This window comes from Idiomarina ramblicola (genome assembly GCF_003987255.1).
GTDB classification, from domain to species: domain Bacteria; phylum Pseudomonadota; class Gammaproteobacteria; order Enterobacterales; family Alteromonadaceae; genus Idiomarina; species Idiomarina ramblicola.
In genome coordinates this window covers 220388-236295 of the sequence record NZ_PIQC01000003.1, presented here as the reverse complement: position 1 = coordinate 236295, position 15908 = coordinate 220388, and the positions used below count along the sequence as shown (strand labels likewise).

The following is a 15908-nucleotide window of genomic DNA, read 5'->3' as shown; positions in this document are numbered from 1 at the left end:
ATATTTATTCTTTAAAGCTTGACAACGATTAACATGAGTGCAACTTTTGTATAAAAAGTAAACTACTGATAAGCTCATGATCATATTAAGACTGCCCATTATTTTTATCTGCTTAGTGCTTTTCTCCAGCCAGCTACAGGCTCAAAACGTCCATCCTGAAGTCATAAGAGCGCAGCTAGACTTAACGCAAGGCTGCGCACTAAACGCCGACAATAATATTCAATGTTGGGGAGATGGCGCAACGACGCCACCCACAGGGGAGTTTGTAGAAATTGGCGTAAGCGAAACATTCGCTTGTGCACGAAAGGCTTCAGGCGCCATATCGTGCTGGGGGCCACAGGCGAAGCAAACCAGCGAGCAACTAAAGGTATTGCGCAGTAATAGTGGCGCTGCATGTGGCATAACAATCAACGGTGATATCACTTGTTGGAAAGGTCTCGACCCGGTTTTTGATTACCCGGCCAGCGGCAATTTTGCAGATCTTGTGGTGAATAATAGCGGTGGCTGTGCATTAACCGCACAAGGAGAATTGAGCTGCTGGGGTACAACCGGTTTTAGTCAACTACCCATTACTCATAAACGCTACATTCAGCTTGCCACCGGTGCAGTAACCTGTGGGTTAACGGAAGGCGGCAAAGCAGAATGTTGGGACGCTTCATCTGGCGACGCGCCAATAGGGTTGTATCAACGACTCTATAGCACTACATCGCACGTTTGTGGAGATCGAATCGATGGCAGTACTCTTTGTTGGAACAAGACAGATACAAATGTTCTGGCTTCTGGAGACTACCAAAGTTTTGCGCGTTACGGCGATTCTCGGTGCGAAATGAAAAACGATGGCACATTGCGCTGCTCGGGGGATAATCGGCAACAACGTACAACACCGCCAGATAATTTCATCGGACGTGAGTTGAGTAATTCAATTAACGTCTCAGTAGACGTAAAAGGCACTGGGGTAGTTGGAACCTTTGACGGTGAATTTGATTGTGACAGCCAATGCCAGCAACAGTGGGTCGATAGGAAAAGCGTATTGTTGCAAGCTCGCGGTCGAAACTTTACGCGTTGGCAAGGTGCGTGCGAGGGCACGCAGCCTTTTTGTCGTATCCGAGCTGATGCTGATGTGAATGTCGTTGCAGAATTCGGTCCTGTTGAATCGCGCGATACGCTGCCCGAAAATGCATCGTTAATAGCCTCTTCAGATTGTTTTATTGACACTGCAGGTTTTGCCCAATGTGATGGGCAGTATGTATCTGAGCACAAAGCCTTCGCAATCAGTGGCAATCGTTTTAATGGCTGTATCATTAAAGAAGATCGAAAACTTGATTGCTGGGATTCTGCTGATCGAAAAGAGGATATACCGTTTAACGAGGCGATTGCAAAAGTAGAGATTAATGCAAGCACTCGCTGCGCTCTTAGTACGGGAGGCGATATTACGTGTTGGGGTGACGAGATTCTTGCATTGCGACAGTCACCAGACGCTACGTTTGTCGACTTTGATCTGGGTGACCAGTTTGTGTGCGGCATAACCGATGCACAGCAGATGCTTTGCTGGGGTAATAACGGTGATGGCCAAACTGATGCTCCTGATGGTAATTACATTGGCGTTGGGGTAACAGACACCCAAGCGTGCGGAGCTAAGTTAGAAGGGGGGGTAGTCTGTTGGGGAGACGTTTCACCGTCCTTCGAAACCCCTTCGACGGATATGTTTCTAAGCTTGTCCGGCGAAGAAGACAGGATCTGTGGGGTAACAGAGACAGAGCAGCTTTTTTGTTGGGGGGATTCGTACCGTGACGCAGTTCAGCAGTCGGTATCTGTCTTAGATGTTAAAGGTCCATGTGTTGTGGCTGAGTCTGCTGTTAGCAAAGGGCTGGGCTATTGTGTTAACGACCATTCGCGCGAAGAAGTCGTCATCACTGAAGGCCTGGGCGATGTGGGTGTTATGCGCTTGCATATCGCTGGTAGCGGAAAAGTGAGAGTGACCGGCCGTAATGACTGCATGGCGCATGAAAAGCGCTGTGATTACCAAGTTGAGGATGGCGAGCAAGTAACCTTAACTGCCGTGGCGGCAGGCGATAACGCATTTGTCGGCTGGCGGGGTGCTTGTCAGGGCAACTCAAGCGAATGCCAAATTACTGCCCGCGATATTCGTCAAGTGACTGCCCAATTCGAAATTCCAGATGTCGATAACTTTGCCCCTAAGCCTCGCGTCGCCTTGGGTGATAACCATGGTTGTGCCTTGTCAGCCGACGGCACCGCGTTCTGTTTTGGAGATAATACAAAAAATCAGCTAGAGGCACCTGCTAGCCCGTTTGTGCAAGTCTATGCAGCTGCCGACTATTCTTGCGGCCTAGATCAAGTGGGTAGTGTCGCTTGTTGGGGTGAGGTAGCGGCTAACATCGAAAACAACCAACCGGCGGTTCCATTTAAACAATTGCAACTTGGCCGTCAGCGAATTTGTGGTATCGCTGAAGACGGTAATGCCCATTGCTGGGGCGATGAAAATTTTAGAATGGACGGTAATTTCATCGAAGTCGGTTTTTCTGATGTGCATGTATGTGCGTTAGGCAGTGATTATCAAGTCAGCTGTAATGATAACCCATCGTTGCTGAACGACAAATCACACTACATGTTCTTAGTTGGCGATGATGAACAGTTATTTGGTGTCAGTGGCGAACTGGTATTGCCACTACAAGGTTCGCGCGATGGTGTTCCGCGACCCGGACTTTTCGATATGAGCATTCGTGATGGCAGAGTGTGTGGATTGTACCCTGGCCAGGGGATTCAGTGTGCCTATAGTGGCTCCGATCCGGTGTCGATAGCTCAGGCGATGCAAATAGCGGGGAACGTTGAGAGTGGTTGTGCAATATCGGAAAACTATCGACTATCTTGTTGGGGCGACGCCGAAAACTGGCTGGAGCAACCTGTTGCAGTGGGGCCATGGGACGTTCAAAAAACGGTAGCAGTGCGCGTAACAGGGCCGGGCACGGTTACGGCCAATGATGGACAATTCAGTTGTCAGGACAGTTGTGAATGGCATTTGAGCGCCGGTAGTCCGTTGCTACTGTCCGCTAGGGGGGACGGACTAGTCGGTTGGGGTGACGATTGTTCCGGCACCAATGACAGTTGCCGAGTGTCGGTTAACGATAATGCGTTGGTCAGTGTTACTTTTGAACCCGCAGCCGATTTGAGTCAACGCTCGTTGAAGCTGGTCGGTATCGGCGACTTTGGTGGTTGTGCTGTTGCCGCTAATGGGCAGCTAAATTGTTGGCGTAACAATGCCGAACCGGCCCCGTTTACCCCTGCTGGGCAATTCACGCAAGTAGACGCAGCACAAGACCGTTTTTGTGGTCTACGAACCGACGGCACGGTGGTGTGTTGGTTTGCTCAACAGCGCAGGTCAATTAATTATCCGGTGGACGGGCGTTGGGATGATATTTACGTTGGCTCGATGATTCGGTGTGCGAAGCGTGATAGCGGTAGAGTTGCATGCTGGGGAAGTGGATACAACCTAAGCGCACCGTTGGTGCCTTTTCAGCAGTTAGCGGTTGGTGATGACTTCGCCTGTGGTCTTGAATACTCGGGCACGGTGCAATGCTGGGGCGACAGCAATCAGGTTACTGAGAACGTACCAGATGCAAGTTTTGTGCAAATAATGGCTTCTAATAATAGTGCCTGTGCGCGTCCGGAAGAGGGTGATTGGCAGTGTTGGGGAGCTTATGTTGAAACTGATTTTCTGAATCAGCATGATTGGCTTATTGTCGAGCGTTACGATGAGGTTGGATTCCCAACGTGGTGTGGAATAACGACGGACTATGAGTCTTATTGCCAACCTGATTTAATTCCTCCCATAAAAGATGCCGTTGCGATTGACGTGACGAGTAACCAGGGATTTTGCGTTGTTAACCGTGAAGGAGCACTTTTTTGCAGCGGTCAAGTGGCGAATAATATCGTGGTTAGAAACGGTGACTCTACGCAGTCACAAATAGACGTGGAAGTCACGACTGGAGGTACTGTCAATATTGACGGTGAAGGTAGTTGTGCGAACGATTGTTCATTGCTTATTCCGAAAAAAGCAGTATTTGATCTAACTGCTCAACCTGAGCCGGGTTATCGCTTTACAGGTTGGGAAGGCGACTGCCGTGGCACTTCTTCACACTGTGAAATCAGTGGCCAGCCTTATCATCAGATAAAAGCTTTGTTTTCCGCGACCTCGTTGACTGCAGCCCCGCAATATCAACATTTATCGCTTAATGCAGCCGGTGGCTGTGGTATCACCCGCCAGGGAGCGGTTTATTGCTGGGCAAAAGATTCAGCGGTTAATCAAGCCTTAGAGGCGCCAGCAGGCAGTCATCTGTCTATCGCGATAAGTGATCAGTTTGGCTGTACCATTACTCAGCAACAGGGGGTTAGTTGTTGGGGCGATAGCACGCTTAACGTTGTCGCCAACGTGCCAGATCTTACCAACGTGGTTCAATTAACAACCGGTAATACGCATGCGTGTGCGCGACTCACCTCCGGTCGCGGGATTTGTTGGGGGAATAACCGTTTTAATCAAGCCTCACTGGATGTCAGCAACACGATTAGTATGGTTGCTAACGAGAACACTAGCTGTGCGTTGCAGCAACGGGGGAGCGTTGTGTGTGGCGGTGAAAATAACACGTTTTCACTGGCCGAAGCCGAGATAGACTTAATCAATGCCGTTGATATTAGGGTGTCTGATGCAGGGGTCTGTGCTCGGTTAACGGACGGCCGAATGCAATGTGCCTCACGAGAGGTTAATGCCCCGGCAAGCGTAAATAATTTTAGCGATTTTGACATTAGTGGCTACAACGTCTGTGGTATAACCGCGCTGGGCTTTGGTAAATGCTCACAGAACTATGGGGAGTACACGCTGGATAATTCGTTGCAGCAAATTGACGTTGTCAGCAATCGGGTTTGCGTACTCAGTGATCAAGGTCGCGTTGAGTGTTGGCAAGACGGCGAATCATTGGGCTCGCCACTGCCAGACGGCATGCTACTGGGGCGGAATCCACAATCGGTTACGGTTGAACTGACACTACAGGGTGAAGGCACTATTTTTGATAAAAATGGCGACTTGCTCTGTGACAGCGACTGTTCTTTATCAGGAACTTCTACTCAGACGCTAATACTTAATGCAGATGCCGTTAATTTTGCCTATTGGTCTGGAGACTGTGTTAGCAAAGAGTCTCGCTGTGCTATCCGGTTATCGGGAGACAAAAATATAACGGCGCACTTTCTCGCGGAATCACCTTTTGAGACCACCAATGGGTTTGAGTCGTTTGATAACAACTCTTCCAGTGGTTGTTATATCAGTGAAACGGGTCACCTCAATTGCTTTACTCTAACAGAGGGGGTACCGCCGCTTAACTACCCCAGCACCCAACGCTTTACACATATAGCGACCGGGCCAGAATACTGTGGTATTCGTTATGACAAAACCTTACATTGTTGGTCAGAAAGCGTTGCTGATGTCCCTACTGGGTATTATTCTGAAATTGATGTGGGTAACGGTTTTGCCTGTGCTATCAGGGATGACGGTAAGTTGTTGTGCTGGGGAAGCTCGTTTCTAGCGTATGCAGCACCAGCCGGAGCAGGCCCTTATCATTCGCTAAGTATTGGTCAATCGCGAGCGTGCGTTTTAGATGGGTCGGGCAGAGCCCAGTGTTGGGGGGAGAACACAGACTTTTTTCCGGCACCAGATACTCAATTTGTTCAGCTTTCACTGAGCAGTCATCGTGATTACTTCAGTGTTTGTGGGGTAACTGCTTCCGGCGAGGTGGAGTGCTGGGGATCGATTAATGAAAATGATATCCCCCGCGATAATGTCAAGCAAGTCAGCGTCCATAGATGGGGCGGCTGCGCGGTAATGGATGATGCGTCGTTGCAGTGTTGGGGCAATAATAGTTATGGTTTACTTGATGCCCCTGACGGGGAGTTTAGAGCGGTAAAAGTTGATGATCGTGGGGCTTGCGCTCTTAGTAACGATGGTGAGTTAATTTGCTGGGGTGATGGCTTTGACTATCTCTCAGGTGGCTTTAGTAGTGTGTATCAGGATTACTTTCCTGTTTGGTTGGTTTTAAACGCACCATTGTCGGGAGATATTGGTGTTGACCCCCTGGCGGCGGTTTGTGGTGACGACTGTCGTCTGGAGATTGCTCGAGGTGATACGGTAACTTTGGTCGCGATGCCTGATGATGGTTTTGTTGCCTCTGAGTGGACGGGCGATTGCAGCGGATTAAACCCATTACGTGAATGTGTTTTACACATGGATGGTTCGAAAAATGTTTCGGCACTATTCGCGCAGATTAACAGCCGTAACCAGCAACCTGCGGGGGGAATGTTGATGTTAATAATGGCCTGGCAGGCATTGCAGGATGCAAAAGAGGAGTAGCCTGATGCTATTGCATCAGGTGAGTCCTCTCCGTATTTCAATTACCGTAAAAAGAGCTCAAGCACGCAGCGCTTTTGAATATCGCGCCTGACGTGAAACGTCAGGCTACTCGATAATTTGTACACCGTTATGCTCTTCAGGCCATTCAAAAAAGTCTTTATTGTCAGCAGAGTGGATGATCATAGCGTCAAATAGCCCAAGTAACTGGGTCGCGTTTTGCTGCTCTAGGTTATAGCGTAAGTCACGAGTTTGATTGATTGGTTGGTTTTGCGCAAATGCGTCCAATGCCTCCTGAAATGTTAAGTAGCTATCGCAATTAAAGAGATAGTTAGCCTGCATGACCTGGTTTTGAATCATGTTATTTCGGGCATACTCGTAAGCTTGTCGTTTTAAATCTATTCGGCCTTCCAAGGCATCGACTAAGTTCTCATTGTCACCTAACAAACGATGATATTGATGCTCTGGTTGAGTTTCTAAATACTTTTCACTGGTCCAGTCGTCAAATTGATAACCCCCGTTGGGTAAGTCGCTGGCGACATAAAACTGGCTGTACTGACAAAAGTTGCTATTGTCGCTTACGGCACTTTTGTTACAAGGGCCGCCCATGTCAATAACACCCAGCCGTTTACCTAACTGTTCAGTCCAGGTAGCAAGAAACTGCCCAGCGTGATAACTGCTCATTTGACCCGCAAAAAGTTGGCCGCCAGGACCTCCGTGACCGCTATACATAAGGTGGTGATCAACGTCAGTGTGCTGCTCGACAATATGCGCCGTAAACTCAGCAAAGGCTTCCGTTAAAAACTCGCTTCTAGCCGGGCTGTATGGCTCTGGCATGTCCTCGAACCGCATAATTCGATATTGCTCACGGTATTCTATTTTTTCTTCGTCTGAGATTCCTGGCTGTAAGCCGTAATAGGGGTCAAAGTCCTCATCAAAAGCGTACAAATGAACGGCATCAACTTCTTCCCAAATAGCCACTTCGTAATACTTCAGTGAGTCGCTTTCCTTAATTAAAGCTGCCGCAGTCCAACCGTCGGTACTAGCGTATGGCATCCAGTCTTCGGTGACACGTACAACGCGCAGCATAACGTCGGGTTTTGCTTCAGGTTGCTCAGGGCCATCGTTATTAAGGCTGAGCCAAGCCGTGAGAATGCTTAAAACCGAGGAGTCTCGCTCGGCAGGTGTTTGTTGAAGCGCCTGAGCATTGGTTGACAGACAAATTAGTAAAACAATTAGCAGCGAACGAAACATAGCGATTTCCTTTCTGATACCTGGTAAGTAGTTTTGACTAAAGTTTAAACAATGGCAAGTTGGAAAATTTGACGCCAGACTAAAGTCTAGAAAACAGCACTAAATTATTGCTAAGGTTAACGGCAAGGAGAAATGTATGAAAAACGTTAACCATCTATTATTTATTACTTTATTGGCCTCAAGTTGGGCTGCTTTGGCGCAGCAGGAAGAAGAACGCGGTAGTGTTTTGACAACACTGCTAGCGGCTATTAGTGCACCACAAACTTACGCTGTTACGACAGACTTTAACCCCGGTGGACACTTAAGCCCCGCCACACAAAACATGGAACAGGGGCAGAGGGCTCGCTTCGGCATTACAACTAACCCGGGCTACGAGCTGGCAGATATTAGCGGTTGTAACGGTGAGTTGCTAGAAGGCGACTATGTTACCGCGCCAATAGAAGGCTCCTGCCAGGTTTCTGCAACTTTTCTTCCCAAGCAAGACTTCATCGCTATCTCCACGTTACATAATGAAGGTGGTGATGTTAGACCTGACGAGGTTGCTGTAAGCCCTGGAGAGACCTTTACCTTTGATGTAACCACTCAAAGTGGCTTTTCGGTTGAGTCGGCCAGCGGTTGTGGTGGCACATATAGTAGCGGTGAATATACGACTGGGCCAATTAATGAAAGTTGCGATGTGCGGGTTAACTTTGCGGTTAGTGAGTATCAGGTGACCTCACGGGTGATAGGAAACGGGAGCGTGAGCCCAGGCACAGAGTCGGTGATACATGGTAACCGGGCAGAATTTACGGTAGCACCAGGCGACGGATACTATACCGATAGCGTGACTGGATGCGGTGGTCAGTTAGACGGAAACCGTTACGTTACTGATTATTTGACTGGCGACTGTGAGGTTACTGCTGAATTTACAGAGAATGCGCCTGGAAGCGTTGTGGTTTATAGCGACTTGGGCAACGGTAGTGACGTGAATGAAGGGCGCTGGCTGTATGTGGGTGTCGAGAATATAAGCACTCGCATTGAGTTTTCTGGATTAGATGCCTTTGGTGAAGTTGAGCGCATAGATGACTTCTCAGCATGGCTAAAAATGCCGTGGGTTGAGGATGATGCCGAGTTTGACGTAGAACTAACGTCTGAGAATTTCTCTGAAACAGTAAAAGTGAATGTGCGAGACCATGTTAGAGAACCCTTTTGGGTATTTGCGCGACACAAAGAGCCATTTTTCCGTATGATGAACCCTGACTTCGCGAGTTTTCTGTCGGACTATTATGTCACTGATTTAAACGCCGACGGCCGCGATGACCTAGTTTTGGGCGGGCCCAGCTGGGATTCCGGTGATAATTACGGTGGGTGGTCTGGCGAGTTTACCGAGTTCGAGGTGTATTTAAATACTGAACAGGGCTTTGTGTTGGCACCCAATGCAGTGTTAGGGGACCAGCCATTGCCCGAAATGGTGCACTTTATTCGGTTTTTACACGCTGACTTTACCGGTAATCGCTTTACAGACTTACTGTTATACGGCACCGGGCTTGATACCGAAGAAGGAACAGGCGATAGGGCACACCTTATTACCAGGAACGCCCAGTATCAGTACAGTTTAGCCGACGATAAACTCAACTTTGACACACCGGGCTTTTATCATTCAGGAGGTGCCGGGGACATTGATGGCGACGGTGACGTTGACATTGTGCTAACGCAAAGCTGGTTCCATGACGGAATTCCTTCGGATGAGATTATCGTTGCATTAGAAAATGATGGTGAGGGTAACTTCACAAAAAACAACGATGTGGTGCCCGCAGGCCTTAAAAGCGGGGATAATGGCTTTTTATTCTTTAAAACTTTATTGAGTGATTATAACGGCTCGGGCTGTGATGACTTACTATTGACCGCTAAAGAATGGTTCCATGCGTCTATTGTTTCGGCGAATTACTGTGAGGGACAATTTACTGACCCTGGTAGCCCCTACCCGCAAGTATCTGACGCAGTGATCCCGCTACCCGGCGTGGAAGACTTTGGTATGCCGAATGCGTTGGTTGAGCGTTATTTAAATGACGATGAGCATGTTGACTTGATAGTCGCACGCTCAGATGACTACGTTGGAAATTACCTGCAAGTATTACTGGGTCATGGCGACGGCAGTTTCACCGATGCCACTGACGATTACGTGCTAGCACAAAGTCCACAGTCAGAAGGTAATGATCCTGCTTGGAATCAAATGAAAACGGTCGATTTTGATAATGATGGTAAGTTAGACATTATGCTTACCACAGGTAACCCTCTAGACCGCCCTCAAGCCTGGGATATGCTTTGGCGAGGAACGGCAAACGGGTTCACGTTGGTTGATACTGAGTTTGAGAATGTGGATGGCGCCTTAATTGTGATGGATGCAAACAACGACGGGCACGATGACATTGTGGTTCGAAAAGTGGTGAACTTTGGCCGTGAAAATCAAACCATTGAGTATTATTTGTTGGAAAATATTAGTGAAATAGCAAAACCAGAGCGGCCGTAATGGGCTTTCCAGACTTTGCCGCACTTGTAGCCACAGAGCAGCTTCGAGCATGAGAGCCTGCTCACCCTATATAAGGTGGGGTGAGCAGGTTGAACAATAACGGTTAAAAGCTTGGTTTATACTCAATGTTTTGATCGGTGATAGAATCACTGAATTCGGTAATGCGATTTTTCTTTGCTGACATTCCGTTGACAATATTGCTTGGGAAGCTCTCAATATAACTGTTAAATATCTCAACGTTACGGTTAAAGATAGAAATAGCTGCCCCGACGTTCTCGTTCTGGTCTTTTATTTGTCCCATTAAGTCCAGATACACTGTATTGGCTTTCAAGTCTGGGTAACTTTCGACCGTAATGGACATGCCTTTGATCAGCTCGTCGGTTTGCTTTTGAATCTGACCTAACGTTTCAACATCCGGTTCCTTTCCGTCCAGTGATTTAATGTTCTGGCGCAGCTCCGTAATGTCTTTTAGTGTGCTCGCCTCGTGCGACGTGTATTGGTCAACCACAGGCTCTAATGAGTCAAGAATATTGACCTTTTGGCGTTCGTAGTTGGCTACATCAGACCAGGCACGTTTAACCAGGTTATGCTTAGAAATAATGGTGTTGTACATACTGATGAATGCAATGATAAATATCAGTACAACAAAGCCGAGGACGATAAGTGTTAGCATTTCTGAACTCATTTTTTTATTACCTTTTTAAAGAGAGGCTGGATGGAATCAAATATTTGGTCAAAATTTTCGAGAAATATTGTTTCTAAGTACCCGGCTAGCGCAGCTGGCGTATCCAGTTTGGGCTGATCTGTACTCGTGCGTTCAAATGGGTTTAAGTTAATATTCCAATAGAGTGAAGGCGTTTCCCGTGAACCGACAAGCTCAGTAGAGCTGAGCGGAGGGTGAAAGTTATGAATGTCATCGCCTTTGCTGGAGCGTGAGAAGCTACCTGCACTTCTGGGTAATGATTCTAAGACCTTTTCAAACATCAGTACGTTGGCCGGTTGCATTAACTTAGCAATTTCGATCTCACTACTCGCCGATACGTAGTACTTTTGGTTAAATCGGTCGTCAGACGTGGTCCAAACTTCCGGATAATGTTTTTTGGTAAAGCTAGAGATAGAAAATGCCGGAACATTGACGTCCGATACGAAGACACCCCATTGTTTGTAATAATCGTATTCGAAGTACTGTACCTTTTTACGCTTAACGGTTTTAGTACGCCGCGCCCGGTTAACGAACTTATAGGTAAACAGCGTATAGTTAAGTGACTTACCTTCGTAATCCGTCGCCCCTGAGGCATATACTGGAAAATAATTCTTATAATTACCACGACGGAAGGCATTACTAAACAGTGCAGTATTGTCGTTAAAAGAGATGTTTTCTTGATCACCGCCATAAGTGAATCCATATTTTATTTCTTCGTATCGGTTGAAGAAACTCTCTAATAACGCGTGGCGCTTTCTGTTCTTGTTTAAGTAAGTTAGAACGAATATAAAAGGGATTACGGCGACGACGCATAAACCAGCAGCTACCCAGCCCTCAAGGTTCCCGTTAACTATCAGCAATATTACTGTGGCCAGCGCAAGTGCGCCAATAGCACTGGCAATCCAGGCAATCGTGTTCTGGTAGGCTAAGTGGTAATCCTCTGGATAAGATCTTAGGGATTCAAGGAGGCCTTCGGCTGATTCGGGCGATTTAAACTCTTCTGTAATGGTCTTTAACCGAGCGGTGACGTCCTTGTTGTGTGCAAGTTCGCGCGAGATAAAATTGCCTTTGCCACTGGAGGGTTTGGGCGCTTCGTTACTGTCCATGTGTTTTTCCTTTTTTTACGAATTTGAGCAAGCTTACTAATATCTGTCAAGAGTATTCCGTAAATGTTTATTAACATATTACTATACCAATGTGGTCTTCTGACACTCCGCTGAGCAAACGTTAAGTTTCTGTAAAGATTGTGATAGCATATCAAAAAAAGTGACTTATGGTCTTTGATATGCCAATAAAAATAATTATTGCTGCTGTTATTTTCTTTTTTAGTTTCAACGTGTTCGCTCAAGACGCCGCTAATTCTATTGAACGAATTAAGTTACGCTTACAAAAGTCAGCAGACTATTCTTTAGATTCATTGAGCCGACTACCGAGTAACAGCATTCAGGTTCAGCCCGGCCAGGTAGAGCTTAATAATTTGACGTTACCCTCAGGCTTACGTGTTAGTGCGCCGCTTTTAGAAAAACAAACCGATGTTAATGGTGTGATAACTTTTGAAGGGGCAGCGCCGGAAGCCAATGTTAGGGTCAACAAGCGCGGCAATAGCTCAATAACGACGATTCAGACAGACAAAGCCCGCTGGAAAATCATAACTATTGACGGCGAGTCGCTTATATACAATGACTACGAACTGCCGGACCGCATTCCTGACGACGACGTTATTGTCCCCGACAATTTGCCGGAGCTAACACTTCCGCAACCATCCATTCAAACAGAAAACACCGACGACACACCACAGACCTTTGATGCTGTTATTTTATATACTCAGGCAACGGTGGATTACTACGAAGGTGAAGATCTGGCACTGTCTCGCATTGCCGATATTGTCGACACCACCAACGAAATTTATGAAGACAGTAACGCTCAGCTGGTCATGAACCTGTCAAAGACGTTCTTAATAGACTTTGATCCGGAGAATGAAGTACCTAGCCGGGACGTTCTTGACTTTATGGATGCAGGTAACCCTATATTCGGGGGGGCCTACGCTTACGCTCTGGAGTCTGGCGCTGACTATTTAATTACTATGCGTCCGTTTGTTGATGGTGATGACAATTGCGGCATTGCCTGGGTTGGGGGAGGCGGTAACCGGGAGTACCCCGCTGATTCAGTAATGGCTTCCCACACATCTATTGACTGTGGGGACTATGTCAACGCCCACGAACTAGGCCATAATATGGGGCTGGCTCACTCCCTGGCTCAAGGCGATACCGGCTATGCATTTCCTTATGCTCGAGGCCATGGCCAGGTAAACGATTTTGTGACCGTTATGGCCTACAATTCCGCCTATTATGATGAGGATGTAGATGGCAATTCGCCAGCAAAGATTTATAAGTTTTCAAGCCCTAACCTTGACTGCAATGGCAGCCCCTGTGGTGTTGATCACGAACAGAGCGACGGTGCGGATGCGGCTCGCGCTCTGCGTATTCGTAAAGATAAGCTGACTAAGATTCGCGACCCAAAATCGATGAAAGAAACCTATGTGTGGGTCGACAGCCAAGTCGCTCGCATTGGTTTCAATAATCAGGAGCCAGAATGTGTTGGATACTGTACTAAGGATTTTGATTCCGGTGAACAGGTGACAGTAAAAGCGGAGCCTCTCGCTGGCTATGCTATTGATAAGTGGAGCGGCGAATGCGAGGGGGCAGACACCCAGTGCTCACTTGAGACCGGTGGTATTCACTCCGCAACTCTGAGCTTTAAGGAAGATTATGCAGAGAGGATTTCTATTAACGAAGCCTTAGACAATGAGGAACTGAACTTTGAGGCGAATGGCTATGATACAGGGTTCCGTGATGAAGCTTTTTGGCGTGTTGATGGCAAGGAAAGTGTCATAGGTGATTACTCACTTCGTTCTCCGTATTTAGAGCAGTACTACGCTGTAAACGTTATTATACCTGTAATAGGAAAAGGCGAACTCACGTTTTGGCTTAAAACCTCATTCTCAGACTCTCAGAAAGTGGTTATTTATAACGAGGGCCGACTAGTTGAAGAAGTGTATGGGAATACCGGTTGGACGAAATACACGGTGACAGTTGACAACAATTACGCGGCTGAAAGCAATATTAATATTAGCTTTTATACCGATGAAGAAAATATAGATGGCGATAGACGTTACTGGTTAGATGGAGTTACTTTTACTCCAGACCCTGATGCGCTCAAACCCGTTTCTTTGAACGTTAAGGGCAATGGGCGGATATCTTTTGATACTGAATACTGGACTGAAAACTGCTGGACAAACTGCGACTACTATCCAGAACCCAAAGATGGAAAGCATACGTTTTGGGTAACTCCCGATGAAGGTTATGAGTTTTTAGGGTGGGGCGGAGCCTGTCGTGGCACCGACTTAGAATGTACGGTTAGTGCAGATAAGTACCGGGATATTTACGCTTATTTCACAAAAGATGAGAGTGAAGCCAAGTTACAACCATCAGTCATTGCCAACGCGGTAAATAACGGCGAGCTTTATTTTTACGATGGTGGTGAACTTAAATGGGAAATTCGTAACGAGGGAAGCGCGGGGAGCACATCGGTGCAAACTGGGCAACGCTCGAGATATGACCAATTTAAGCTTTTTACTCGCCTTAAAGGCAGTGGTGAGCTGACATTCGACTACAAAATAATGCTGAATGAAGATGCTGGAGAGTATCTTGGACTATCAATTAATAGCTTTGGTTCGAGCATCTATGGCGGTGGTGATAAATGGCACTCGTATTCTAAAACGCTAGACGAGGGTGAACACCTTGTTGAATGGTTAGTAACGCCATTCGGCGATGACAACGACGACGGTAGCGAATACTTTGTCGCTATAGACAACGTTCAGTGGACAGGTGAGCCGGCGGCACGAAAGACTATTGAGCTGAATGTTATGGGCGGCCGTGGTGCTATACGGACCAGTAACGTGGGCTATTGTCGTGACAGTTGTGAAGTGTCGGTTGGTGAAATGGATTTGGACGGCACGATAGAGCTTTATGCCGAGGCAAACAGCGTTGCTGAATTTGTGCGTTGGGAGGGTGCCTGCTCGGGCTCGGATGACACTTGCGAGCTGAGCATTGACAGTATCGATGCCTCAACAGTCACCGCGATATTCAAAAACGACACGCGTGTCGTGACGGCACGCAGTAGCGAAGGTGGAGTGGCCAGCCCGGCGAGTCAGGATGTGGTTGTTGGTGAGACTGCACAAGTGATTCTTACTCCACATGTCGGTCATGCCATAGAAGATGCCTGGGGCTGTGACGGCAGCCGCTCTGGGGCCACGTATACAACCGCCGCTATTTTTGAGCCGTGTGAAATTGTCGCTGAGTTTAATGCCTTAGAATATAGCGTCAGCTTTGACTTAGGTGAGTATGGTGAGCATATAGGTGGCGGTGCGCTTGAGCAAAGTGTGCGTTGGGGCGAAAGTGCAGAAGCACCGGAAATCAGAGCACAAGACGGCTGGCATTTTGCCGGCTGGTCGGACAGCTTCAGCAAAGTCACCACGGACACTTCAGTCAGCGCCATTTATCAGGAAGTGGAAGGCGCCTTACGTGTTGACTTGAGTGTTTCTGACAACGCCAGCCTGTCATTACAGCCGGTGCAGTACATTCAGCCCGGTAATTCCTTAACAGTCACCGTAACGCCAGACGTAGGCTACAAAGTCAGTCCAACCGTAAAAGGTACCTGCTCTGAAGGTGAATGGGATAAAAACCGCTATACCATTGCGTCTATCACGGAAAGCTGCAGCGCAGAGTTTAGCGCAACCGCTGTTCTGAAAAGCGGTTCACTGTTGTTGATATTGTCAGCCGAGGGCGAGTCAGAAAAAGAGCCGCAGGAATAATTCAATTAAAGGGAGTTAATAAATATGTTGCGAATGGATCGAATTGTTGTTGGGGCTCTAGCATTTTTAAAGTTGACGACTAGGTCGTTGAGCCTGGTTACGCTTTTAAGTAGCTCTTTTTTTGTTCATGCTAGCAACATAGAATATTTTATAAATAATC

The 15908-nt window shown here is 47.4% G+C and carries 6 protein-coding genes; 3 read left to right on the top strand and 3 right to left on the bottom strand.

The window, feature by feature from the left end; genetic code table 11:
* Positions 1-76 precede the first annotated feature (76 nt).
* Positions 77-6412: an InlB B-repeat-containing protein gene (locus CWI78_RS04440; RefSeq protein ID WP_126780653.1), complete on the top strand. Its 6336-nt coding sequence runs from the start codon at positions 77-79 to the stop codon at positions 6410-6412.
* A 105-nt stretch (positions 6413-6517) separates the two neighbouring features.
* Here CWI78_RS04440 and CWI78_RS04435 read toward each other — a convergent pair whose 3' ends face one another.
* Complete coding sequence (locus CWI78_RS04435; protein WP_126780651.1) at positions 6518-7663, bottom strand: hypothetical protein; 1146 nt, start codon at positions 7661-7663, stop codon at positions 6518-6520.
* Between the two features lie 136 nt (positions 7664-7799).
* Here CWI78_RS04435 and CWI78_RS04430 point away from each other — a divergent pair, with 136 nt between their 5' ends.
* Positions 7800-10172, top strand: a complete 2373-nt coding sequence (locus CWI78_RS04430) for an FG-GAP repeat domain-containing protein (RefSeq protein ID WP_126780649.1) — start codon at positions 7800-7802, stop codon at positions 10170-10172.
* Positions 10173-10275: 103 nt separating this feature from the next.
* Here CWI78_RS04430 and CWI78_RS04425 read toward each other — a convergent pair whose 3' ends face one another.
* Both CWI78_RS04425 and CWI78_RS04420 read right to left on the bottom strand, forming a co-directional pair.
* A complete protein-coding gene (locus CWI78_RS04425; RefSeq protein WP_208642032.1) occupies positions 10276-10857 on the bottom strand; it encodes a LemA family protein in 582 nt (193 codons plus the stop codon).
* A complete protein-coding gene (locus CWI78_RS04420) occupies positions 10854-11981 on the bottom strand; it encodes a hypothetical protein (protein ID WP_126780647.1) in 1128 nt (375 codons plus the stop codon). Before CWI78_RS04420 ends, CWI78_RS04425 begins: the two co-directional genes overlap by 4 nt.
* Before the next feature lie 179 nt (positions 11982-12160).
* Between CWI78_RS04420 and CWI78_RS04415 the strand changes: the two genes are divergently transcribed.
* Complete coding sequence (locus CWI78_RS04415; protein ID WP_157982694.1) at positions 12161-15748, top strand: InlB B-repeat-containing protein; 3588 nt, start codon at positions 12161-12163, stop codon at positions 15746-15748.
* The last annotated feature ends 160 nt before the right edge of the window (positions 15749-15908 follow it).